Origin of the sequence: Rheinheimera mangrovi (assembly GCF_003990335.1) — a bacterium.
In the GTDB taxonomy this organism is placed as follows: domain Bacteria; phylum Pseudomonadota; class Gammaproteobacteria; order Enterobacterales; family Alteromonadaceae; genus Pararheinheimera; species Pararheinheimera mangrovi.
The window spans coordinates 1,061,017-1,084,769 of the sequence record NZ_CP034683.1; the positions used below are offsets into that span (position 1 = coordinate 1,061,017).

At 46.9% G+C, this 23,753-nt stretch carries 17 protein-coding genes; 9 read left to right on the top strand and 8 right to left on the bottom strand.

All coding sequences use genetic code 11. The features are described 5' to 3' along the window. The first annotated feature begins 80 nt into the window (after window positions 1–80). From metA to metH, 3 genes are read left to right on the top strand one after another with little or no spacing between them, the layout of a single operon-like run. Complete coding sequence (metA, locus tag EK374_RS04900) at window positions 81–1,001, top strand: homoserine O-acetyltransferase MetA (RefSeq protein ID WP_127020661.1); 921 nt, start codon at window positions 81–83, stop codon at window positions 999–1,001. Window positions 1,002–1,003: 2 nt separating this feature from the next. Then, the gene (locus EK374_RS21050) at window positions 1,004–2,068 is read left to right on the top strand and encodes a homocysteine S-methyltransferase family protein (RefSeq protein WP_127020663.1); all 1,065 of its coding nucleotides are present in this window, start codon (window positions 1,004–1,006) and stop codon (window positions 2,066–2,068) included. Next, window positions 2,068–4,695, top strand: coding sequence for a methionine synthase (metH, locus tag EK374_RS04910; protein WP_127020665.1), 2,628 nt, complete (start codon window positions 2,068–2,070; stop codon window positions 4,693–4,695). The genes EK374_RS21050 and metH overlap by 1 nt, the downstream gene beginning before the upstream one ends. A gap of 37 nt (window positions 4,696–4,732) precedes the next feature. Here the strand turns inward: metH and EK374_RS04915 are convergent, their stop codons facing one another. Then, window positions 4,733–5,428, bottom strand: a complete 696-nt coding sequence (locus tag EK374_RS04915; protein ID WP_127020667.1) for a flagellar brake domain-containing protein — start codon at window positions 5,426–5,428, stop codon at window positions 4,733–4,735. Between the two features lie 205 nt (window positions 5,429–5,633). Here EK374_RS04915 and EK374_RS04920 point away from each other — a divergent pair, with 205 nt between their 5' ends. Then, entirely contained in the window at window positions 5,634–6,809 is a 1,176-nt protein-coding gene (locus EK374_RS04920; RefSeq protein ID WP_164731821.1) for a tetratricopeptide repeat protein, read from the top strand. Between the two features lie 43 nt (window positions 6,810–6,852). After that, window positions 6,853–7,761 (top strand): M28 family peptidase, encoded by a 909-nt coding sequence (locus tag EK374_RS04925; protein WP_127020670.1) that lies wholly within the window; start codon window positions 6,853–6,855, stop codon window positions 7,759–7,761. Window positions 7,762–7,779: 18 nt separating this feature from the next. Here the strand turns inward: EK374_RS04925 and EK374_RS04930 are convergent, their stop codons facing one another. From EK374_RS04930 to EK374_RS04945, 4 genes are read right to left on the bottom strand one after another with little or no spacing between them, the layout of a single operon-like run. Then, window positions 7,780–9,048 carry a pirin family protein gene (locus EK374_RS04930; protein ID WP_164731822.1) on the bottom strand — a complete coding sequence of 423 codons (1,269 nt, stop codon included), beginning with the start codon at window positions 9,046–9,048 and terminating at the stop codon, window positions 7,780–7,782. Window positions 9,049–9,108: 60 nt separating this feature from the next. Next, a complete protein-coding gene (locus EK374_RS04935) occupies window positions 9,109–10,662 on the bottom strand; it encodes a cryptochrome/deoxyribodipyrimidine photo-lyase family protein (protein ID WP_233280335.1) in 1,554 nt (517 codons plus the stop codon). Then, the gene (locus EK374_RS04940) at window positions 10,623–11,966 is read right to left on the bottom strand and encodes an FAD-binding domain-containing protein (RefSeq protein ID WP_127020672.1); all 1,344 of its coding nucleotides are present in this window, start codon (window positions 11,964–11,966) and stop codon (window positions 10,623–10,625) included. Before EK374_RS04940 ends, EK374_RS04935 begins: the two co-directional genes overlap by 40 nt. Further along, on the bottom strand, window positions 11,963–13,486 hold the full coding sequence (locus tag EK374_RS04945) for a cryptochrome/photolyase family protein (RefSeq protein WP_127020674.1): 1,524 nt from the start codon (window positions 13,484–13,486) through the stop codon (window positions 11,963–11,965). Before EK374_RS04945 ends, EK374_RS04940 begins: the two co-directional genes overlap by 4 nt. 220 nt (window positions 13,487–13,706) lie before the next feature. Between EK374_RS04945 and EK374_RS04950 the strand changes: the two genes are divergently transcribed. Further along, window positions 13,707–14,279, top strand: a complete 573-nt coding sequence (locus EK374_RS04950; RefSeq protein ID WP_127020676.1) for a ZrgA family zinc uptake protein — start codon at window positions 13,707–13,709, stop codon at window positions 14,277–14,279. Between the two features lie 70 nt (window positions 14,280–14,349). On the opposite strand, the gene EK374_RS04955 is transcribed toward EK374_RS04950, so the two are convergent. Beyond that, the gene (locus EK374_RS04955) at window positions 14,350–14,907 is read right to left on the bottom strand and encodes a DUF3299 domain-containing protein (RefSeq protein ID WP_127020697.1); all 558 of its coding nucleotides are present in this window, start codon (window positions 14,905–14,907) and stop codon (window positions 14,350–14,352) included. A gap of 67 nt (window positions 14,908–14,974) precedes the next feature. On the opposite strand from EK374_RS04955, the gene EK374_RS04960 reads away from it, so the two are divergent. The 3 genes from EK374_RS04960 (at window position 14,975) to EK374_RS04970 (ending at window position 18,757) form a co-directional block, all read left to right on the top strand. Beyond that, complete coding sequence (locus EK374_RS04960; RefSeq protein WP_127020699.1) at window positions 14,975–15,670, top strand: ABC transporter ATP-binding protein; 696 nt, start codon at window positions 14,975–14,977, stop codon at window positions 15,668–15,670. Then, the gene (locus tag EK374_RS04965; RefSeq protein ID WP_127020701.1) at window positions 15,664–16,923 is read left to right on the top strand and encodes an ABC transporter permease; all 1,260 of its coding nucleotides are present in this window, start codon (window positions 15,664–15,666) and stop codon (window positions 16,921–16,923) included. Before EK374_RS04960 ends, EK374_RS04965 begins: the two co-directional genes overlap by 7 nt. 157 nt (window positions 16,924–17,080) lie before the next feature. Continuing rightward, entirely contained in the window at window positions 17,081–18,757 is a 1,677-nt protein-coding gene (locus EK374_RS04970; RefSeq protein ID WP_127020703.1) for a diguanylate cyclase, read from the top strand. Here the strand turns inward: EK374_RS04970 and EK374_RS04975 are convergent. Further along, the gene (locus EK374_RS04975) at window positions 18,754–22,608 is read right to left on the bottom strand and encodes a PAS domain S-box protein (RefSeq protein WP_127020705.1); all 3,855 of its coding nucleotides are present in this window, start codon (window positions 22,606–22,608) and stop codon (window positions 18,754–18,756) included. The genes EK374_RS04970 and EK374_RS04975 overlap by 4 nt on opposite strands. 150 nt (window positions 22,609–22,758) lie before the next feature. Beyond that, a complete protein-coding gene (locus tag EK374_RS04980; protein WP_127020707.1) occupies window positions 22,759–23,544 on the bottom strand; it encodes a dienelactone hydrolase family protein in 786 nt (261 codons plus the stop codon). Between the last annotated feature and the right edge of the window lie 209 nt (window positions 23,545–23,753).

A 23,753-nucleotide genomic window follows, 5' to 3' on the forward strand; every position in this document is an offset into this window, starting at 1 on the left:
GACGTCTAAACGTGTAGAAGTTGACATTTCCGCTGCTTTAAGCCAGAGTAACCTCATTTTTCAGCCTTGTCGGAGATGCTATGCCTATTAAAGTCATTGATCAGTTACCTGCTGTGGAAGCCCTTTCTGCGGAGAATGTATTTGTCATGACGGAAAGCAGGGCTTTATCTCAGGATATCCGGCCGCTGAAAATTGCCATTCTGAATTTAATGCCGAATAAAGTGGCGACAGAAATCCAGTTATTACGCTTGTTGGCCAATAGCCCATTACAGGTGGACGTAGAGCTGATACGACTGGATAACCATGTCAGCAAACATACGCCCCAAAATCATCTGGACTGCTTTTACCGCTATTTTTCTGACGTGCAGCAGCAGAATTATGACGGCCTTATTATCACGGGGGCGCCTTTAGGTTTAGTTAATTACGAAGATGTCAGTTATTGGCCGCAGTTGGCAGAAATTCTGACCTGGGCTGATCGTCATGTCACTTCCACCTTGTTTTTATGTTGGGCTGCTCATGCCGCTTTGTATCATTACTATGGTTTGCAACGTGAGATTCGTGGTGAGAAATTATCTGGTGTGTATTGGCAAAATGTGTCGCAGCCTTTAAGCCCTTTGGTGCGCGGTTTTGACGATGAGTTTTTAGTGCCACATTCGCGTTACGCTCAGGTGCCAAAACAAAAGTATCAACATCATCCGGATTTGCATGTGCTGGCAGAAGCAGATGCAACTGGCGCTTACTTGCTGCAAAACAGCAGCGGCAGCCGGGTTTTTGTCACTGGCCATCCAGAGTATGATTTAACGACGTTAAACGATGAATACCAGCGTGATCTGGCGGCGGGTCTTGAGCCAAAAATTCCAGAGAACTACTATAAACAAAACGATCCGGCCAAGGGTCCACATAAGTTATGGCAAAGCCACGCCTTTTTACTCTTCAGCAACTGGCTGAATTATTATGTGTATCAGGCCACACCATTTGATATTCAGCAGATAGGGCAGTAGTAATGACCAATCGCAGTGTGTTAACTCCGGACGCTCTTAGAGCTCTGATGGCGGAGCGTATTCTGGTGTTAGATGGTGCCATGGGTACTATGATCCAGCAGTATAAATTGCAGGAAGCAGATTACCGCGGCACAGAGTTTGCCGACTGGTCTACCGATCTGAAAGGTAATAACGACTTACTGGTGCTGACTAAACCTGAACTTATTCTGGACATCCACCGCCAGTATTTAGCAGCTGGTGCTGATATTCTCGAAACCAATAGCTTTAATGCTACGCCTATCGCTATGGCCGATTACGATATGTCGCATTTATCAGCCCGCATCAACCGAGAATCAGCGGCTTTAGCGCGTCAGGCTTGTGATGAATTCAGTACGCCAGACAAACCTCGTTTTGTCGCTGGTGTATTAGGTCCAACCAACAGAACAGCTTCAATTTCACCTGATGTGAACGACCCGGGTTACCGTAATGTAGATTTTGATACCTTAGTCAGCGCCTACTCTGAGTCCACTCACGCGCTGATAGAAGGCGGTGCCGACATCATTATGCTGGAAACTATTTTTGATACCTTAAACGCCAAAGCTGCTGCTTTTGCGGTACTGAAAGTCTTTGATGAATTAGGCTACGCTTTACCCGTGATGATCTCTGGCACTATTACCGACGCTTCAGGCCGCACTTTGTCCGGCCAGACCACAGAAGCTTTTTACCATTCACTGTCACATGTTGAGCCTGTCAGTTTTGGTTTGAACTGTGCTTTAGGGCCGGATTTATTGCGGCCTTATGTAGAGACTTTATCCGGTATTTCAGAATGTTATGTTTCAGTGCATCCAAATGCGGGCTTACCTAATGAATTTGGCGAATACGATTTAGGTGCAGTAGAGATGGCCAAAGAAATTGCTGACTGGGCAGAGCAGGGCTTTTTAAATATTGTCGGTGGTTGTTGTGGCACTACGCCTGAACATATTAAAGCCATCAGCGATGCAGTTGCAGGCTTGCCAGCCCGTCAGCCGAAACAGAAAACACACCAGTTTCACTTGTCTGGTTTAGAAGCTTTTGGTCTGGAGTGGTAATGCGACAACAAGCCCGTTTTATTAACGTAGGTGAACGCACCAACGTCACAGGCTCAGCCCGTTTTAAAAAGCTGATTTTAGAAGGCGAATACGAAAAAGCTTTAGATGTCGCACGTCAACAGGTTGAAAACGGTGCGCAGATCATCGACATCAACATGGACGAAGCCATGCTCGACAGCAAGGCTGCCATGGTGCGTTACCTGAATTTACTGGCATCAGAGCCAGACATTTCCCGTGTGCCTATTATGGTCGACTCCTCGAAGTGGGACGTGATTGAAGCGGCGCTGAAATGTATTCAAGGCAAACCTGTCGTCAATTCTATTTCATTGAAAGAAGGCATAGAGCCGTTTTTATATCAGGCGAAATTGTTACGCCGATACGGCGCTGCAGTCGTAGTGATGGCCTTTGATGAAAAAGGTCAGGCCGACACCAAAGTCCGTAAAGTCGAAATTTGTCAGCGGGCCTACGACATTCTGGTCAATCAGATTGGTTTCCCACCAGAAGATATTATCTTCGACCCGAATATATTTGCTGTGGCAACAGGTATTGAAGAGCACAACAATTACGCGGTCGACTTTATTGAAGCCACCCGTGAAATCAAGCGCTTATGCCCTTACGCCAAAATCTCTGGTGGTGTCTCTAATATCTCTTTTTCGTTCCGTGGCAACGACCCGGTGCGCGAAGCCATGCACTCGGTATTTTTGTACCATGCCATAGCGGCTGGTATGGATATGGGCATAGTTAATGCCGGCCAGTTGGCTGTGTATGACGATATTCCTGAACTGCTGCGTGAGCGGGTTGAAGATGTGATCTTAAACCGCCGTGAAGATGCGACAGAACGTTTACTGGATATTGCCGCCGAGTTTAAAGGTGATGGGTCTGTTGCCGTCAAAGAAGACGAAGCCTGGCGCGCCTGGCCTGTGAATAAACGTCTTGAACATGCGTTGGTCAAAGGCATCACAGATTTTATCGATCAGGACACTGAAGAAGCCCGTCTCACGGTCGAGCGGCCTTTGCATGTGATTGAAGGTCCGCTGATGGACGGCATGAACGTGGTCGGCGATTTATTTGGTGAAGGTAAAATGTTCCTGCCTCAGGTGGTTAAGTCCGCCCGGGTGATGAAAAAAGCTGTGGCTTATTTACAGCCTTTTATTGAGCTGGAAAAAGCCGGTACTGGTGCTCAGGCTCAGGGCAAAGTACTGATGGCGACAGTCAAAGGCGATGTGCACGACATAGGTAAAAACATTGTCGGTGTAGTACTGCAGTGTAATAACTATGAAGTGATAGACCTTGGCGTCATGGTGCCTTGCGCCACCTTGCTGCAAAAAGCCAAAGAGCTGAATGTGGATATTATCGGCTTGTCTGGCCTTATAACGCCTTCGTTGGACGAAATGGTGCACGTCGCCAAAGAAATGACCCGCTTAGGTTTTGATATTCCGCTGTTAATTGGTGGCGCTACCACGTCCAAAGCTCATACCGCTATTAAGATTGCACCGAATTATCCGCATGGCGTGGTCTATGTGCCAAACGCATCGCGTAGTGTCTCAGTGGTGCAGTCGCTGATAAGCAAAGAACACAAACCCGCCTTTTTAGAAAGGGTCAATGACGAATACGACAGAGCCCGTGACCAGCATGCCCGCAGTCGTCCAGGTGAGAAGTTACTGACGCTGGAGCAGGCCAGAGCAAATAAATTCCAGCTGGATTTAGCCAAAGTGGCCGCAGCACCGAAACAGCCGGGTGTGCATTTATGGCAGGACGTGGATTTAGAGGTGCTGCGGGATTACATCGACTGGACGCCGTTTTTCCTGACCTGGCAGTTGTCCGGTAAATTCCCGGCAATTCTGAATCACCCTGAAGTGGGCATGGAAGCACGTCGTGTGCACAGAGATGCCAATGCCATTCTGGATTTAATGATCCAGCAGAAAAAAGTGCAGGGCAAAGCTGTATTTGGTTTCTTTCCTGCCAACAGCCAAGGCGATGACATTATTGTCTACACCGATGAGAGCCGCACTGTCGAGCGTTGTCGTTTGTTAAATTTACGTCAGCAGTTACAGCTGCGTAACGACAATCCAAACTGCTGCTTAGCTGATTTTGTCGCTCCTGTGGGGTCTGGCATTGCTGATTATATTGGCGGTTTTGCTGTCAGCACTGGCTTTGGTGCTGATGAGCTGGCTGACGAATTTGCTGCCCAGCACGATGATTACAACAGCATCATGGTCAAAGCTCTGGCCGACCGACTGGCTGAAGCCTTAGCCGAATACCTGCATATGAAAGTGCGACGTGAATTCTGGGGTTATGCACCGGATGAACAGCTGGATAACGAGCAGCTTATTCGTGAGTTGTATCAGGGCATAAGGCCAGCACCTGGTTATCCGGCTTGTCCTGAACACACGGAAAAAGGCACTTTATGGCAGTTGCTTGATGTCGAAGCTCAAACCGGTATTCAGCTGACTGAAAGTTATGCCATGTGGCCTGGCGCTGCGGTCAGTGGTTGGTATTTTTCCCACCCGGATAGCAAATATTTTGCGGTCAGTAAAATTGGCACAGACCAAAAAGATGACTATGCCGCCAAAAAAGGCTGGACTGCAGAGCAGGCTGAAAGCTGGTTAGCACCTAATTTAGGCTAACGATGACAAGGTCAGGGCCAAGGCTCTGACCTTGTATTCAGCTGGCGATGGCCGGGTCGACAATAAAACGCTGCAGCATTTTCGCCACCTGTCGCTCCGGCAATTCGAATTTAATACCCAAAGACAGCTCCTGCAATTCAACATGGCAATTCATAATTTCACCAGGGATCTGGATCCGCAATTCTTCGCCTGGTACCAGCAGTTCCATCATTACCGCTACTTTGTCAATTTGATTGGCGTCCGCATGCAGTTTCATTGTAAAGCGACAACCACAAGGTGATATATCAATAACAAAGCCGTTATACAGCGAAAAAGCTTCGGGCAGGGTGCCTTGTTCTACCGGGTTGATATAAGCAGGAATAAAAGCTCTGATCCGTTGTTTAGCCCGTAAAGAGCGATTTTCTATATGCTGCGGGTATTCCAAAAACAGAAGATGCACAGGGTGATGGGAGATGGTTTTGATCATAGCCCGAAAGGCAATACACTCTCCCAAATCTCCTTCCAACAGACAACGCACCACAGTCATATTGCCTTCAACAAACACATCTTTGTAACCACCATCTACCACTTGTTGTGGCAACTTTAATACCAGATAACGGTTTTTTTCATAGCCAACCAGAGAAGTTCTGATCCTTAAACTACTGGGCTGTGAGAACTGCAGGTCTACCTGTGAGCCTGGATGCAAATGGCGGATTTTTTCATGCACCACGGGTGAAAGTAACGATTGTTCCATCGATTGTTACCTCTGGTTGAAATTTGAACAAACTATCATCTTTGATTATTAGTGCAAATATGATAAAAATGCAAAGATGTTTTCTGTTTTGGAGACTGAATTTATCAAATTTATAAGAGGGTGAAAAAATGGGGTGAGAGGTGTGAGACAAAGCACAGCTTCTGAGAAATATACCCTATAGTTTAAGCATGAAAGATTAATGCAGATGACGAACATGAGATTTATTCTGAACATCTGTGTGGTTGTGCTTTTAACTGCATGCCAGCAAAATAATATGCTGGCAACAGCCCCACAAACCTTACTGCATGACCACTTGTTTAATCCTATCGCTGAAGCCATTGAGACTCCGGAACAGATTTTTGCTTTGCCTGAACAAACCAAAGCCGATGTTCGGTTGTTAACACGCTCTGCCGATTCACCTCGGGTGAAAACAGATTTGTTACTGAATTATTTGTTTGAGAAAAAAGGCAGCAGTTTACTGTATCAAAACGATGCAACACTAACAGCTGCACAAACCTTAACCGCCAGGCAAGCGAACTGTTTGTCTTTAACGATTTTATCCTACAGCCTTGCGCAAGAGATGGATCTGAATGCTGAATTCAGAGATATAAAAATCCCGGAATACTGGACTCAGAATAATGGCCAAAGCTTGCTGAATGGTCATGTGAATCTGAGTATTGTAGGTGGAAAAAGTATAGGAAAGAACGGAGGTATTCATTACAGTGTTTTCAATTATGTAGTTGATTTTGATATGCAAAATAACAAAAATCATTTTCCTTCTGTTGTGCTGAAGCAGATGCAGATTATTGGAATGTTCTACAACAATAAAGCCGCTGAAGCTATGGTATATGACAAAGATGATCTGGCTTATGCTTACCTGAAAGCCGCTATTTCTGTTGACCCAGGCTCGGCGGAGAGCTGGAATAATCTTGCTGTTTTATACCGGCAGAAACGGCAATATGCTCTGGCTGAGAAAGCCTATCTACTGGCTACGCAATTGGCTCCCGAGCAACTCAACTCTAAAGCAAACCTGGCTTTACTTTATGAAGTGATGGGAGAACCGGAAAAAGCAGCTCAGTTAACACAGATTGTTAATGCAAAAAGACTACAAAATCCTTTTTACCATATCATGCTAGGCAATGAATCTTTGGCTTTAGGCATGACCCAGCAGGCGATTGAACATTACAAAAGAAGCCTCGCTTTAAATAATAAGTCTTCTGAGGCCATGTTTGGTCTGGCGAAAGCTCACTTGTCCATAGGGCAAACCGACAAGGCAGAGCAGTATCTGAAGTCTGCGGAAAAATCGGCCTCAAATCGTGATGAACGCACACGCTATCAACATAAACTAAAACTGCTGACCACTGCAGCAGTGAAACATTAGCAAGCGTCTGGTGGTTACTTTGAGTTGTCGTGTGATTTTTTTTATGCTGCTTTTGGTCTGCAGTGTCGCTACTTTTGGTCTGCATGCTGCGTCTGATTTGTTGCATGACATACAGCAGTTGTCGGATGACCGGATGTCGGGCAGGAAAACTGCAACTTCAGGTGCAGATCAGGCCCGGAGTTATATTCAACAGCGCTTTTTCGCTTTAGGTTTAACCAGGTTAAAAGCAGATTTTCAACATCCTTTTCATTACCGCTCAGGCTTTTCTGACAACCAAGGCATTAATCTGATCGCTGAGCTTAAAGGCTGCTCACAGCCAGAGGCTTATATAGTGATGACTGCGCATTACGATCATCTCGGTATTATTCGGGGCAAAATATATAATGGTGCAGACGATAATGCCTCTGGCGTTGCAGCTATGCTGGCTTTAGCTGCGTTGTTAAAAACTCAGCCCTGTCCTCATTACAGCTATCTTTTTGTTGCCACGGACGCGGAAGAAGACGGCCTTTATGGTGCAAAAGCTTTTGTGGCATCGCCGCCTGTGCCACTGCAGCAAGTGGTGTTAAATCTTAACCTAGACATGCTCAGTCGCGGCGAGCGTCAGAATAAATTATACCTCTACGGGGCTTTCTCACTGCCAGGAGTGGCTGATTATCTGAAAACTAAGGATTTTGCGGTTAATCTTAAATTACGTAACAGAAGTAAAGGTTTAAGAGGACAGCAGCATATAGACTGGGCGAATGCCAGTGACCATGCTCCATTTCGCCGTGCAGGTATTCCGTTTTTATTTTTTGGTGTGGACGGTCACAGCCAATACCATACGCCACAGGATGATTGGCAAAGGATCAATCCTGATTATCTGCAACGTGTGTTTACCAGTGTGAGTCAAGTGGTGCTGTGGCTTGATCAGCAGCCGCCAGAATGGTATCGGGCGGCGCGGAAAACAAAATAATAGCGAAGGTCATCAGTGCTAAGGTGCTGGGATCCACTCGGCGTCATCAGTCAAACGAGGGAAGTTACCGCTGTTCCAGTCTGCTTTGGCTTGGGCTAAACGCTCAGTGTTACGTGCAACAAAATTCCAGCTTAGTAGCACAGGGTCTGCAACTTCATCGCCACCCAATACCATAAAGTGCGCGCCGTCGTCGCCTGCAACTACTGTTAAATCCTCTGTCATCACCAGCATTTGTCCTGCATTCAGTACAGGCTGTTTTAACGAGCCTTTGGCCAGATAAATTGCCAACTGTTGTTCAGACTTAGGTAAGGCTAAGCTGCTGCATGGGTCCAGTTTTAATTCGGCATAACAGCAGCGGGATGGAAAACTCACCACTGAAGTCTGAGAAAAATATTCACCTAACAACACCCGAATTTCACTGCCAGGTACCTGAATTGCAGGAAACAAGGCCGCCGGATAATGTTGAAACGAAGGTTCAGATTCCGCTTCATCTTCAGGTAAAACTAACCAAATTTGCATGCCTTCAACCTGAACCTGTTCCTTCCGGATATCATCCGGAATACGTTCAGAGTGCGCTATACCCCGACCTGCGCGCATCAGATTAATAGCACCGGGTTCAATCAGCTGTTTAGTGCCCAGCGAGTCACTGTGTAACATAGCGCCGGAAAATAAGTAGGTGACGGTCGCAAGGCCAATATGCGGATGCTGACGCACATCACCTTCAGTGTTGCCAGCAGCAAAAGCAGCGGGGCCCATATGATCAACAAAAATAAAAGGGCCCACACGGCGCTGTGCTTTGGCCGGTAATAAGCGTTTGATCATAAAACCAATATCACGGGCCTGCGGTTGAATAATCAAAGGCTCGCTGCTATCCACTGTTGCTGGTTCTGCTTTGAGGCTGGTATGCACCTGAACTTCGGTTTGCGTCATTAATTTATGGATAGGGCATTTGTCGGCAATGGTCAGTAACTGCTCGCGCTGCTCTGCTGTTAAATCACCAATCAGTTCCAGACTGACATGCAACTGATACAAGCCTTTGTTTTCGGCTCTGTCATCCCGGTTGATTTCTACTTTGACTTCTTGCAGCGGAATATTTTTCCGTTTGGCAAACAGCTGCAAGGTCATGGCTTTACAGGTAGCTACCGCAGCGTCAAATAAATCATGTGGATCTGGCCCTGTGTTAGTGCCTCCTGCAGCTTCAGTCAGATCGGCATTAATCTGGTGGCTGCTGATCTGAATGGTCTGGCGTAATTGACCCGGTGTATGTTGGCTGACAGTAATGGTCATAAAAAAAATCCTTTTGAAGGTAACTGAACTCAGCATAACTTAAATAGACCTTTCAGTGCTTTATTCGTTCAGATCCAAGCTAAGTTGCCCTGTCGAGCTTACAACCTTAGCACCGCGCCTTGATGGTCTTTTTCTGCTGGCATGGCGCTGTACGACCAGACGTTTTTGCTCGCGCCACCACAGCGGGTCTTGCTGCTGTTTGCATTCAGTCAGACGCTGTTTAGCCAGTCGCATCGCCTGTTGCAGGTCCACCACAGGCATAGGGTAGTCTCTGTCCAGCACACAGCCATACTGGCGCTGTAATGACAATGGCATCAGCCAGGGCTGGTGCAGCCAGCTATCGGGTAACAAACGCAGTTCAGGGCACCAACGCCGGATAAAATGCCCTTGCGGATCTTTTTGCTGGCTTTGTAATACGGGGTTATAGATCCGGTTTGGATTTATACCTGTAGTGCCAGCCTGCATTTGAATTTGTGGATAATGAATACCTGGCTCGTAATCGACAAAACACTGCGCCAGGTGTAAAGCTACAGGCCGCCAGTCCAGCCATAAGTGATAACAGGCAAAAGCCACTAACATAGCGCGGGCGCGGAAATGCAGCCAACCTGTAGCCAGCAGACTGCGCATACAGGCATCAATCAGCGGATAACCCGTGTAGCCATGAGCCCAGGCCCAAAACCTGTCGCTATTAAAATCTTGTTTACGTAAACGGGCATAACCCGGATGCAGTGCTTCGGTTTCAATCAGCGGATCGGATTCCAGCTTCTGGATAAAATGACAATGCCAGCGCAATCTGCTGTAAAACGACGATAAGCCAAAACTTAAAGCAGGTTGTTGCTTGATAGAGCGCAAAGTTTGTTGTTGCACAGCTCTTAAACTTAATTGGCCATAGGCCAGATAAGGACTTAGGCGTGAGCTGCTGTGCTGCGCTTTATCAGGCAACGAAATATGCCGGCTGTAGTCTTTGGCTCTGTAATTAAAAAAGCTTTGTACTGTATCTGGCAGAGCAAAAGCAGTCTGAGCTGAGCTGCATGGAAGCAAATCCAATCCCCTTTGAGGGCGAAAAGGCTGCGTTGGCTGACGGCCATGGCAGATAAAAGGCAAAGTGGCTGGTGTGTGGTACAAAGCGCCTGATAAATACAGATCCGCTTGCTCCGCCCACAAGTCGCGGTCTTTTAAAGCCCGAAACACCGCATGTTGCTGGTATTGCCGCCATGGGATAGCCAGTTCTTTCAGTAGTTGTTTAACCGCCAGATCACGCTGGAAAGTCCATAGGTTGCCGGTTTCCTCATGGCTGAGGACCTGGCTTATCGGGAACTCCTGACACAACTGTCGAAGTACTTGGGTTGCAGGGCCTTTGATCACCAACAAAGGCTGGCCTAAGGCTGTGAGTTGTTGGTCCAGCAGCTGCAGGCTTTGTTCGATAAAAAGCCATTGTCGTACCGAGGTATCAGGTTGTTGCCAATAGTCAGATTCAACAATATACAAAGGCAATACAGCACCTTGCCGTGCAGCTTCTGCCAAAGGGCCATGGTCATCAATGCGCAAATCACGCTTAAACCAGACCAGACTGATCATGTTTTTGTCGTCAACTGCTGCAAAAAAGGCCGCCAAAAATCCTGCACAGGCACTTTAGCGTCCGGCAGATGCACCAAGGCGCCAATTGCTGTTTTTTCCGGTAGCCAACGCCGGACAAAGTCACCTTGTGGATCGTGCGTTAAGGCCTGTTTGATTTGGTTAAATTGCCGGGCACCACTATTGCCAACCCCAGCTATATAAGCCCAGTTACACCAGTTGCTGGCACAATCATAATCGAGCAAATGCTGCTCAAAAAAGGCTGCCCCTAAACGCCAGTCCTGCTGCAGTTCAAAAATCAGATAACTGGCGACATTCTGCCGGCCACGGTTTGACATCCAGCCCGTTTGCAGCAACATCCTGATATTGGCATCGACAAAAGGCAGTCCTGTTTGGCCTTTGCACCAGAGGTCAAAGCGCTGCTCAGGAACTGGTGCAGAGAAATCCAGCGGTGGCCGAAAAGCATTTTTACTAAACCAGGCACTGTTGTGCTGGCGCATCTGCCAGCGAAAGTACTCCCGCCACAGCAGTTCAAAGCGGATCCAATAGGTAGATTCATTGGCGATCTGTTGCTGTTCAAAATCCAATACCTGCTGCCAGGCATAACAAGCCGACAAGCAGCCATTGGCCAGATAAAAAGACCATACACTGCTGTTCCATTCGCCATCCAAAGCATCGCGGCTTTGTTTGTAGTGGCGGACTGCTTTTTGTTGCCAGATAAACTGCATCAGGCGCTCTAAGGCTGCGGCTTCGTTCAGCAAAGCTGCAGCTGGATTGTGATACTGGCTGATAAAGTTGGCCGTTGCTGCATCCAAAAGCTGTTCAGCTTCGCCATAAAACTGCGAAGAAACCGCATAAGGCTGTGGCTGCTGCACCAAAAGCTCTGGCTCGCGCATTTTCCTGAAGGCAGAGAAGCTTTTTGGCAAAGTGACCAAATCCGGTCTTAGCTCATGCTGCAACAAGCTATTGATATCATACAGCTCTAGTTTTAAGCCTGTGCGCTGCAGTTGCTGGTACTGCTCTGGTGCTGTGGGTTCTGCTGCTATTAAACTCTGTGCCTGATACTGCTGTGCCAGCTGCTGCAGGCACTCCGACGTGTCGCCAATGCGAATATGCAGCTGCAGCTGCTTTTGTTGCCATTGCTGTTGCCAGTCCAACATGAGTTTTAGCTGAGCCTGCAAACGCTGCAGGCTGGCACGCTTTATACCGTATTGCGTGGTTAAGTACTCAACAGGGTCCAGTACTACGACAGCTATCAGTTGATCAACATCTGCTTGCTCTGACAGCAACCGATTATCGTGCCAGCGCATCGCTTGATTCAACAGCACCAAAGCGCGTTTCATAGCTGCTCCAGATGGATCAGCAAGGCTTGCGCTTTTTCCGTGATTTGAGCCCGCTCTTCATCTGATTTACGGTACCAGTTCTGATAACTCAGCTGCATTCTGGCATTACCAGACAGCTGCGCCTGATTACGTTCGAGAAAGTTCCAGTACAAGGCATTAAAAGGGCAGGCTGTGGGGCTGGTAGTTTCAGTGACATCGTAAGCGCAACTTTTGCAGTAGTTGCTCATCCGCTGAATGTATTTACCACTGGCTGCATAAGGTTTAGACGCCAGTACGCCTTCATCGGCAAATAACGCCATGCCGAGTGTATTTGGTAGTTCCACCCACTCGTAAGCATCAGCATAAACCGCCAGATACCAATCGCAGATTTCTTCGACGGACAAGCCTGCCAACAGGGCAAAGTTACCTGTGATCATTAAGCGCTGAATATGGTGCGAATAAGCATGAACAATGGTATGGCTGATGGCTTGTTGCATACAGCGCATTTTTGTTTTGCCCGTCCAGTAATAGGACGGCAAAGGCGTACTCGCCTTCAAAAAATTACGCTCCTTGTATTCTGGCATCAGTAACCAGTACAAACCCCGCACATATTCGCGCCAGCCAATCAATTGACGGATAAAACCTTCGGCGGCATTCAATGGCACTTTGCCTTCTTTATACGCCAGCTCCACTTTTTGGCAGACCCAGCGCACATCCAACAGTCCGCAGTTTAAATACATAGAACAAATGCTGTGAAAAAGATGAGGCTCGTTCAATTGCATTGCATCCTGATAATCACCAAAGAGTGGCAATTGATGCTCAACAAAATGTAAAAACGCCTGCCGTGCTTGTTTACCTGTCACTGCATAACTAAAACTGTCGGCATTGCCCATATTGTTTGGAAATTGTTGTTGAACCAAAGCTATGACTTGACTGGTTATTTCGTCGGGTTCGAACTTGAGGACTTCTGGTAACTGCTGTTTAGCCGACATGGCTTTTCTGTTGCTGGCATCAAAATTCCACTGCCCGCCTATTGGCAAAGCGTTTTGCATCAAAAGGCCGGTATAGCGGCGCATTTCGCGGTAGAAATACTCCATCCTGTATTGTTTTCGACCTTGAGCCCAGTGCTGAAACATGGCTTTGCTGGCAATAAAGCGGTCATCTTCCAGCATCAGCAGTGGGCGTTGGAACTGCTGCTGCCAGCTTAAAATTTCTTGCTCCAGCCTGTATTCACCGCATTCTGTAACACAAATCTGCTCCAGCTCTGGATGACGTGAAAGCTCTATAGCTACAGCTTCCGTCAGGCTACTGACTTTCTGCTGATAATCGATATAGCTGACACTGATGCCTTGCTGCTGCAATACAGCAGCAAAATGACGCATTGCACTGAAGATTAAAATGATTTTTTGCTTGTGATGAGGGGTATAACTGGCCTCACTAGCGACTTCAGCCATCAAAACACGGTCTTGAGGTTGCAGGTCACGTAAGGATGACAGAGCAGGACTGAGCTGATCACCTAATACCAGAATTAACTTTGCCATCGTGGATTACCATTATTTTGTTTTTTGATACGGCGCTAGCGCCGGAACAGATCAGTGACAGTGCGAAAGCACGCGGTCAACGAAGCTGCCGCTTCAATGAAGAAGGGGGGGACCGTTGGATTAACAAAAACCTGCGATAAAAGGCAAAATCAAAGCACATATCTTGCGAATGCTGGGGTTATGATAAGGAAGAATTTTTACTTTGAAGTGGTGGCTTGTTGTGCAATCAAAAACCGTGAATACAAAAACCGTGAATACAAAAGCATGGCTATCAGGCTTGTTTCTTGGCGCTAGTCTGTTGGTTAACTCTGCAACAGCAGAGGAGCATCAGCATGAAGAACACGGCAGTCATACTCATGGACAGGCTGTTTTGACTTTTGTACTGGAAGGCAATGAAGCTGAACTCGCCTTTGCGACCCCTACCGCCAATATTGTTGGCTTTGAACATCAGGCTCAAGATGATGCAGAGCGACAACTGGTGCAAAAAATGATTGCTGACTTTACTTCTGCTAACTGGTTTAGCTTTGACGCAGAAGCCAATTGCACAGTGACAGGAACCGACATCAGCTCAGATTTAACAGCGGAGCGCACCACTAAGCCACAACATGCGGATTTAAATGCTAATTACACTCTGGTCTGTCAAAACCCGGCCCGCTTACAGGCGCTGACATTGGATTTAGCCACTATTGCCGCTGGTGTAGAAAAAGTATCAGTGCAGTGGATAGTGAATGGTGAGCAGGGGGCGGCAGACTGGGCTGCGGGGAGCGGGGCTTTGCCACTGACAGCACAGTAAGTCAATAAAGCATTAATTACCCAATAAAAAATCGGCAGTTGCCGATTTTTTATTGGGTATAAGAAATCACTTACTCGTAGGTATATTCTTCGATTTTATCGGCTTTCATCGAGTAAGCTGATTTTGCTAAATCATGACTCATGGATTCTGTAGTCAAAGTACCGCTTATCCAGAATGGTGAATAAATCATATCCCCTTTAATTTTTTGCTTGGTGGTGACAAAAATAATCTGGTTTGGTGGTGGTGGCGGTACGTGAATACAGGCGCCAAAATAAGGCACCAGAAAAAATGCGGTCACGTTTTGATCGGCATCGTATTCCACCGGCACAATAAAACCAGGCACTTTTACTTTTTGGTTATTCAGCTCGCCTTTGACATTGGCTGACATCAGCACCTCGTTCCAGGCAGCAGCTGCGGGATCCTGATTACCAAAAGCCTGATTTAAGGCACCGCCTGCCGGGGCTTCGCCACCTTCATGGTTAATTTCCGGCAGCAGTTCCATCTTTTTCAAATCTTCTTCCGGCAGTAAATCTGTCCATTCCAATGCCTTATAGTCTTCTGCTTTTGCCGGTATCGCAGTAAATGCGACCAAAGTCAGAATTAACGCCATGTATAACGATTTTACCATTGGAGCCTCAGCCTCTGCATATGTTATAAGGTCACAAAAGAAGCCGTATCATAACATGAGCCTTGTAATGTCAGAGTACACAGACCTGAAAATTCCGGCACTTGAACTCAAATCTTTAGTGTTCAGTTGGCCGGGCCAACCCCCTTTATTGAATATTCCACAACTGCAACTCGAGCAGGGGCAGCATTTATTTATCTATGGCTCATCAGGTTCAGGTAAAACCACCTTACTGAATTTGTTGGCCGGTATTTACCCTTGTAAACAGGGCGATATTTTGATTGCTGGTCAGTCGATGGCCGCTTTATCCGCTGCGAAAAGAGACCAATTACGAGCCTCTTCAATAGGGGTGGTATTCCAGCAACTGAACTTAATTCCGTATTTGTCGGTATTGCAAAATGTATTACTGGTCAGTGCTTTTGCTAAAAAAATTCCACAGGCAGAGCAGCGTGCCCGTTACTTATTGCAGAAGCTGGGTTTAGATAAGCTGTTATGGCAAGCCCCGGCGAATCAGTTAAGTGTTGGCCAACAGCAGCGTGTGGCGATAGCCCGCGCTTTATTAACTCAGCCCGCTTTGCTGATTGCTGATGAGCCAACTTCGGCGCTGGATCATAAACACAGAGATGGCTTTATGCAGCTGATGCTGAGTGAGGCTGAACTTTGTGGCACCACAGTGGTTTTTGTCAGTCATGATCCGGCATTGCGCTCGTATTTCAAATTCGAGCTGGATATGGAGCAGTTACAGCAGGGAGTTCAGCCATGTTAATGCAGTTGGCCAGAGCCAGTTTATGGAACCGCAAAGGCACAGTGCTGATGACGGTAATTTCACTGACCATTAGTATCGCCTTGTTATTAGGTATTGATCATATTCGTCATGAGGCTAAAAGCAGCTTCACCAGCACGGTATCAGGCACGGATCTGATTGTGGGTGCCCGTTCCAGCCAGCTGAATTTATTGTTGTATTCGGTATTTCGTATTGGTAACGCCACCAATAATATCGGCTGGAAGAACTATCAGACGGTAAAAACTCATCCGCAAGTGGCCTGGAGTATTCCAATTTCTCTGGGAGATTCGCACCGTGGATATCGTGTGTTAGGCACCAACGAAGACTACTTTAAGTTTTATCAGTATGGTGAAAAGCAACCACTGAAGCTGGCACAGGGTAAAGTGTTTGCCGGCGTGTATCAGGCGGTTATAGGCTCAGTGGTTGCACAAAAACTGGGCTATCAGTTGGGCGAGCAAATCACTTTATCGCATGGGGTTGGTAGTATCAGTTTTACCCAGCATAAAGATAAACCCTTTGAAGTAGTGGGTATTCTCTCCCCAACAGGTACACCTGTGGATCAAAGCGTCCATATTCCGCTGCAGGGGATCGAAGCTATCCATTTAGGCTGGCAAAGTGGCGGCATGCCGGCGCCAGGTAAGGGCATTAGTGCCGAGCAAAGCCTGACTATGGATTTAGAACCTAAAGTCATTACGGCTTACATGCTGGGTTTAAAATCGAAAATGGCAACTTTTGCAGTGCAACGTCAGCTTAATGAATTTAAAGCTGAGCCGCTATCTGCCATTCTGCCCGGTGTGGCTTTGGCGGAACTCTGGCAAATGCTCAGTATGGTAGAGAATATGTTGTTGCTCATCACAGCCCTGGTGATAGTGGCGACACTGGTGGGTATAGTCACCACCTTACTGGCAGGATTAAAAGAGCGTCAGCGCGAAATGGCGATCTTACGTGCTGTTGGAGCTCCGGCTTCCACCGTATTTTTGCTGATAGAACTGGAATTACTGCTAATGGCCTTATTGTCCATTGGTGCTGCATTACTTATTTTAGTGGCTGGGCTTTGGGGGTTTCGTGAGTTGTTAGCCAGCCAATATGGACTCTTTATCAGTATCAATCCATGGCATGACCAAACTGGTTGGCTGCTTGGCGCTGTGATGGGCCTAACCATGTTATTGGGAGCTATTCCGGCTTTTCTGGCTTACCGCAAAGCCCTGGCTTCCGGACTTATGGTTCGGTTATAACTGAAGTCGGGCAAAGCCAGATATAGCTTCGCCCATTTTATGCTGTGGTTTTAAGCACATAGCATTAATTTATTCTAAGCAAAAGTGTATTTGCTACTGGGATTTGTTGCATCCTTTGTTATAGTAGATCAGCACCTTCAACGAACAATGACAGAGCATGACCGCAGAACAGTCTAAATTAGAGCAACAACTTGCCAAGCTTCACCAACAATATATGGAGCGACTGCAAGCAGATATTCCATTGCTCGCCTCTGAGGTCAGCGCTTTGGCTACATTGCCAGGCCAGCCGAACTGGCGTGCTATAGTGCTGCCGTTAAAGCATAAGTTTCATACGTTGGCCGGTTCAGCCGGTACCTTTGGTTTGCCACAATTGGGTAAGCTGGCTAAAAATCTTGAGTTGCAATTAAAAGACTGGATGGCAGAAGAGTCAGCTCCGGATATGCCAGCAATTAACAGTTTTATGACCATCTTCCAGCAGGTGCAATACGCTCATCAAAGCGGACATCAGGTGATGAACCTAACCTCTGCCAGACTGGATATGTTGCATGATCAGAAAGCACTGATTTATGTGCTGGAAGACGATGAAGAAACAGCACAACATCTTACGCTGACACTGGCTACCTTTGGTTATCAGATCCAAAGCTATAAACGTATTGCAGAATTGGATCAGGCGCTGAAAACCCACTTACCAGATGCTTTAATACTGGATATTTCTTTGCCGGATGAAGAGCAAACCGGGCTGGAGTATATAGCAGATTTTCAGAAGAGCTTAGTTGAGGCTTTACCTGTATTGGTGTTAACCAGTCACGACAGTTTTGGCCACCATCTGCAGGCTGTGCGTATTGGCGCCCGTGGTTATTTTATAAAACCTTTAAATACCACAGCGTTGGAAGCCCGCTTACAGCGCTTACTAGCGGTGCGCCGCCGTGAGCCCTTTCGGGTATTGATTGTTGATGACGATCAGTTACTGGCTGAACATTATGCACTGGTGCTGCAAGGTGCTGGCTTGCGTGCCGAAATTTTACTGGACCCTTCAAAAATTTATGATGGCCTGAACCGCTTTCGTCCAGACGTAGTGCTGCTGGATGTGCTGATGCCTGGTTGTTCAGGGCCTGAGTTGGCGCAACTGATCCGTTTGCAGGATGAATGGCTTAGTGTGCCTATTATCTATTTGTCTTCAGAAACAGACAGTGAACGCCAACTGGCAGCTTTAGTGAAAGGTGGTGATGACTTCCTGACCAAACCTATCACAGATACTGCTTTGATCGTGGCAGTTTTTGCCAGAGCGCAGCGAGCCAGGCAACTGGCTGATATGATGACCAAAGACAGCTTAACCGGCTTATTGCAACATGCCAGAGTTAAAGAGCGCTTAAGTCATGAATTGCAACGCTGTGAGCGCACAGGCGAGCCTTTGAGTGTAGTGATGCTGGATATAGACCACTTTAAAAAGGTCAACGATAGCTATGGTCACTTGATCGGCGATCAGGTGATCAGTAGTTTAGCCAACCTGTTAAAACAGCAATTGCGTAAAACCGACATTATCGGCCGCTATGGCGGTGAAGAGTTTTTGCTGATTTTGCCTGATTGCAATCAGCAACAAGCACTTGACTTGGTAGAGCAACTTCGCCAATCCTTTGCCAGTTTGCCTTTTAGTTTTGATCATCATAATTTCCACTGTAGTTTCAGCGCTGGCATTAGCCAGGCAAAATCCACAGATGAAACCGATCAACTGATTGATCAGGCTGATAAAGCCTTGTATTGCTCCAAACATGGCGGGCGAAACCAAACCCAGTTTTTTCAGCCAACTGACCAAATCCCGCTTAATATGAGCTAAAGAGCTGGAGGCAATAACTTCTTCAATTGTTGCAGCAAAGCTGGCAAATCGATGCGGCTTTTTGCTAAGACTAAATCCACCTGATGCCGCTGTGCCGGACTTAACTCCTGCGCTGACCAAATCACCACAGGAGTTTGAGGTTGGCGTAGTGCCAGTTCAGGCAATAGCTCCAGCCCTGAGCCGTCAGGTAAACCAATATCCAGTATGACTAAATCAAAGCGATGGCTGTTCAGCAGCTGCAATGCTGATTTTACGCTGGTCGCTTGCACAGATGTGGCAAAGTCTGCCAGATGTAAGGCCAGGATTTGGCCTAAATGTGGATCATCTTCCACATGCAGGATCCTGGTATTCCGGTGTGTATCTGAGCCTAAGAGCAGCTCTACTTTTTCCAGCAAAGACGATGGTGATACCGGTTTATCCAGCCAATCCAGAGCATGGACTCCACCGAGTAACTGAGTATGGTTGTCTTTGGACTCTGAACTGATGATCAATACCGGCGTGGTTTTATACTGGCTTCGACTGCGCAGTTCAGCAAACAAAGCTGAACCGTGACCGTCAGGTAAATTCAAATCTAGTGTAATAGCCTGATATAAATGCTGATCTAAAGCTACTATGGCATCCTGCAGGCTCGCGGCGCAGTGGCTTTGATAACCCTGACTCTGCAACAGCCGCATAATAAATCCGGCAACAGCAAGATCATCTTCCACTACCAGTATTTTGGGCTGATTCAGGCTGGCTTGTTTTGCTTGCGCAAAGTTGAGATAAAAACAGCAGCCTTTAGGATCCAGATTATAAAATCCGACTTTACCAGCCATATGCTCGGCCAGCTCTTTGACTATAGATAAGCCTAAACCTGTACCTTCACTTTGCCTGTTGTCAGCGCCATCGGCTTGTGAAAATTTTTCGAAAATATGAGCTTTAAACTCGTCAGGTATACCTGGGCCCTGGTCTTCCACTTCCACCTGAACCTGGCCATCAACTAACAGGGAGCGTACTTTAACTATGGAACCTGCAGGTGAAAATTTAGCGGCGTTGGATAATAAGTTGGCCATAATTTGCTGAAATCTCATGGCGTCGACCATCACCATCGCGTCTTGTTGTTCAGCCAGTTGCAACTGCACTTCATACTTATCAGCGTAAGGCTGGTTAATTTGTACTGACTTTGCCAGCAGATCGGTGATCAGGCACAGACTTAGATTAAAATGCATTTTACCAGCCACCAGTTTGTCTATATCCAGCAGGTCGTTGATAAGCTGGCTAAGTCGGGAGCTATTGTCTTTCGCTATATCTAACATCGACACCATAGCTGCGGGCACTGCACCTAAAACCCCGCCAGTGACCAATGCCAAAGAGCCGGAAATAGAAGTCAGTGGGGTGCGCAGTTCATGACTAACCATAGAGACAAATTGGTTTTTCATCTGCTCAATACGGCGGCGCTCAGTAATATCCTGAATAATGGACCAGATCTGCTGTTCACCTTCATGGTTTTGGATCAGTACCCCTGTCACGGACACAGGCACCATATGACCATCATTGTGCCGCAACTCCTGCTCCTGAGGGCCATAACGTCCGTTGTGTTGTAGCTGAGTCATCTGATCGGGTGCCATAGTGGCATAACCCCTGTTGGATGAAATTTGGGAATAATCAGGTTGATTGTTATAGCCCAGCATACGATAGAATTCAGGGTTGGCTTCAATAAAAGCACCATCGCTAAAGCGATTCAGCACTATCGCAAGTGGTGCCATTTTGTAGAGCGAAGATAACTTTTGCTCGCTTGCACTTAAAGCCTGCAGTGCTTCATGTTGCTGAGTGACATCCCAGATAAAACCGTCGATATACAACAGTTCGCCGTGGTCATCATAAACTCCCTGACCCAACTCCTGCACCCAGCGTAAGCTACCGTCTTTATGCTTGAGCCGGTATTCGACCTGAAAGCGCTGTTTATTTTTTAGTGCTTGTTGTACGGCATTATTAGTATGCTCTGTATCGTCAGGGTAATTTAGTTCTGCAAAGCTGATTTCTTTACTGCGGATCAGTTGATGGGCTTTGTAACCTGTTAGCGCAAACACTTCGTCACTGATAAACAGCATAGTCCAGTGTTCGTCATTCCGGCAGCGATAAACAACGCCAGGTAAGTTATCCAGCATAGAGCGGTAGCGTTGTTCGCTCATCAGCAAGGCATGATTTAAATGCTCCAACTGGGTAATATCTATGGCCACACCCAAAAAACCACGAATTGCATTGTGTTCATCCCGCATGGCCGACACACTTAACCTGACTTGTTTGCGGTCGCCATTTTTACAGATATAGGTCCATTGCCTTGTTTCGCTTTGGCCTTGTCGGGCCTGGTGCACAAAGACATCAAATCCCTGAATGTTTTGTTGATGTCTCTTACTGAGTAACTGACCATGGGCTGTAACTTCTGTCGGATCATGAAACAAAGCCGGACTATGTTTACCTACAAGTTCCTCAGCGCTATACCCCAACATGCGTTCAGCGCCGGTATTAAACAGCCTGATGATTCCACTCGGCTCCACAGAAATGAGTGCAACTTCTGTAGACGAGTCAATAATGGCCTGTAACCAGGAGCGTGTTTCTAAAATTTCGGTTTCTTTTTCCAGTGCCTTGGTGACATCCGCATGAATACCAAACATGAGCAGAGGCTGGCCATCACTGGTCCAGTTCATAACTTTGCCAATGGCATGGATCCAAACCCAATGCCCCTTGCTGTGCTTCATTCTGAACTTGCTGTCGTAATAGGGAGTGGCTTGCGAAAAATGTTGCGCCAGTATTTTTTTCGACTGGATTAAATCATCCGGGTGCAATAAGTTAGCCCAAAGCTCAATCGAGCTGGTCTGCTGGGGTTTCAGGCCTAATAATTCGAACCACCGCTGGTTGTAAATGGTGGTACCGCTTTGAACATTCCATTCCCAGGTGCCGAGGTTAGAGCCATTGATAATGGCATCCATCCTGTTGTGTTCCTGTTTAATCTGCAGTTGCTGCTGGTGAACTTCGGTCACATTGGCAGCAATGATAATGATGCTTTCGACTTCGTCCTTATGGTTTTTTTGTGGTACAAAATTAACATCAAAAATCTGACCACTGGCAGGTTTAGCCTGAAAAGAGACTGTTTGTCCTGTCAGGCAAAGATCCAGTGAGGGTTTAGCTTGTGCATAAGGGGCGTCACCAAAAACCTCTGCAATAGTTTTACCCACAGCAAAATCAGCATCAATGCCAAACCATTCGCTGTACTTATGATTGCAGAATATATAACGAAACTGGGTATCTATCTGGCCCAACAGCACTGGGGCATGACTGATAACTGTCGCCAGAGTGCGTTGTTGCTGGTAATACAGCTCGGCTTTTTGTCTGGCTTCCAACAATTGTACCGCTTGCATACCCAGTAAACTTAAAGCCTGCTGCTGCTCTGTTGTCAGTTCTCTGACCTTAGTGTCCACCACACATAAAGTACCAAGTACAACGCCATTACTTAACTTCAGCGGTGCGCCAGCGTAGAGCCTGATACCGTTGGCTTTGGTTACATCAGGGTTATCACAAAAGCGCGGATCCTGGCTGGCATCTGCGACATAGGTCAGTTGATCTGGTTGCAGAATACTGTGTGCACAAAAAGAAATGTCTCTTGAGGTTTGATGATGTTCAAAGCCAATTTTAGTTTTAAACCATTGTCTGTCTTTATCCACCAGCGTCAGCACTGCATAAGGTGTCTGACAGATATGGCTGGCCAGTTGCGCCAAAGCATCAAAGGCTGCTTCAGGTGCAGTATCAAGAATATTCAGCGAGTAGAGCGTAGCTAAACGTTCCGCTTCGTTGGGTGGAAAAACTGCCCGCATACAAAAATTCCAGACAAAAGATATAAATTGAGTGTAACTGCAATTTTAAAAGCTTTTAAATAAAAAGCTGAAACAAAGCAGGTATTTAGTGATTTAGCCTGTACTGGAGTTAACAGCGGTACAGTCTTTGAAAAGCGCCCTCAGGCGCCATTATGATTTTTGCTCCAGCATACGCAGCAGTGCCGCCCAGCTGTCTTTATCAGCCTGCTCGTCATACTTAAAAGGCATACCAAAGGCTTCACCTTTGGCGCTGGCATCAGGCACGGTAAAACTATGTTTAACGCCAGGGTACACCCGAAAATCTAAATCAGCACCGGCCTCCAGCATTTCTGTAACGAAGCTGCTGGCTTGCTCTGGCGGTACAAAAGGATCGGCGCCACCATGGGCCACCAGAATTTTTGCTTTCAGAGTTGTAGCGTCCGCTTTGAATTTTTTTGACGTTAACATGCCATGGAAACTGGCTACTCCGGCCAGGTTTTTACCCATGCGAGCCTGATTCAGTACCACACCACCACCAAAACAATAGCCCATAGCGTAAATTCGGCTGGCATCGACACCTGATTCTGCTTTTAATAAGGCCATAGCAGCTTCAAAACGGGCGTTAATTTTCTCCGGATCTTTCATTGCTTCTTCCATAAAGGCCATAGCGTTGTCCGGATGGTCAGCCACTTTGCCTGTGCCGTACATATCCACAGCAATGCTGGTGTAGCCCAGTTCGGCCAGCATTTTAGCTCTGCTGCGGGCATAGTCATTAAAGCCCCACCATTCGTGGATCACTATAACTCCCGTGCCTTGATTTTTGATACTGTCATTGCCGTAAATCACCGCACTACCTAGCTTGTCAGGCAACTGCACTTTTTTTTCGGTTACAGCGGCAAAAGCTGAAGCGGTAAATATCAACAGCACTGACAGGCTAATACAGGAAAGCCATTTCATAAAAGTCCCCCGGTTTGGTTGTTTATTCGCCGCTAAGCATAGTGAACAGCTTTATTGCTGTCGAATTGATGAACCAACTGAATTTACGGGGTATTTAGCTTAAATTACTTTGTGTTGTGGTGACAAAAAGTACAAAGTCAGCGAGCATGGGGCGTGGCTCTTTGGATCCGAGCTGAGCTTTTGACGTGTGCAGTCCTGCAACTCAATAA

Coding starts and splice junctions, on each gene's coding strand:
- metA (WP_127020661.1), top strand. CDS start 81: ATGCCTATTAAAGTCATTGATCAGTTACCTGCTGTGGAAGCCCTTTCT.
- EK374_RS21050 (WP_127020663.1), top strand. CDS start 1,004: ATGACCAATCGCAGTGTGTTAACTCCGGACGCTCTTAGAGCTCTGATG.
- metH (WP_127020665.1), top strand. CDS start 2,068: ATGCGACAACAAGCCCGTTTTATTAACGTAGGTGAACGCACCAACGTC.
- EK374_RS04915 (WP_127020667.1), bottom strand. CDS start 5,428: ATGGAACAATCGTTACTTTCACCCGTGGTGCATGAAAAAATCCGCCAT.
- EK374_RS04920 (WP_164731821.1), top strand. CDS start 5,634: ATGACGAACATGAGATTTATTCTGAACATCTGTGTGGTTGTGCTTTTA.
- EK374_RS04925 (WP_127020670.1), top strand. CDS start 6,853: ATGCTGCTTTTGGTCTGCAGTGTCGCTACTTTTGGTCTGCATGCTGCG.
- EK374_RS04930 (WP_164731822.1), bottom strand. CDS start 9,048: ATGACCATTACTGTCAGCCAACATACACCGGGTCAATTACGCCAGACC.
- EK374_RS04940 (WP_127020672.1), bottom strand. CDS start 11,966: ATGAAACGCGCTTTGGTGCTGTTGAATCAAGCGATGCGCTGGCACGAT.
- EK374_RS04945 (WP_127020674.1), bottom strand. CDS start 13,486: ATGGCAAAGTTAATTCTGGTATTAGGTGATCAGCTCAGTCCTGCTCTG.
- EK374_RS04955 (WP_127020697.1), bottom strand. CDS start 14,907: ATGGTAAAATCGTTATACATGGCGTTAATTCTGACTTTGGTCGCATTT.
- EK374_RS04960 (WP_127020699.1), top strand. CDS start 14,975: ATGTCAGAGTACACAGACCTGAAAATTCCGGCACTTGAACTCAAATCT.
- EK374_RS04965 (WP_127020701.1), top strand. CDS start 15,664: ATGTTAATGCAGTTGGCCAGAGCCAGTTTATGGAACCGCAAAGGCACA.
- EK374_RS04970 (WP_127020703.1), top strand. CDS start 17,081: ATGACCGCAGAACAGTCTAAATTAGAGCAACAACTTGCCAAGCTTCAC.
- EK374_RS04975 (WP_127020705.1), bottom strand. CDS start 22,608: ATGCGGGCAGTTTTTCCACCCAACGAAGCGGAACGTTTAGCTACGCTC.
- EK374_RS04980 (WP_127020707.1), bottom strand. CDS start 23,544: ATGAAATGGCTTTCCTGTATTAGCCTGTCAGTGCTGTTGATATTTACC.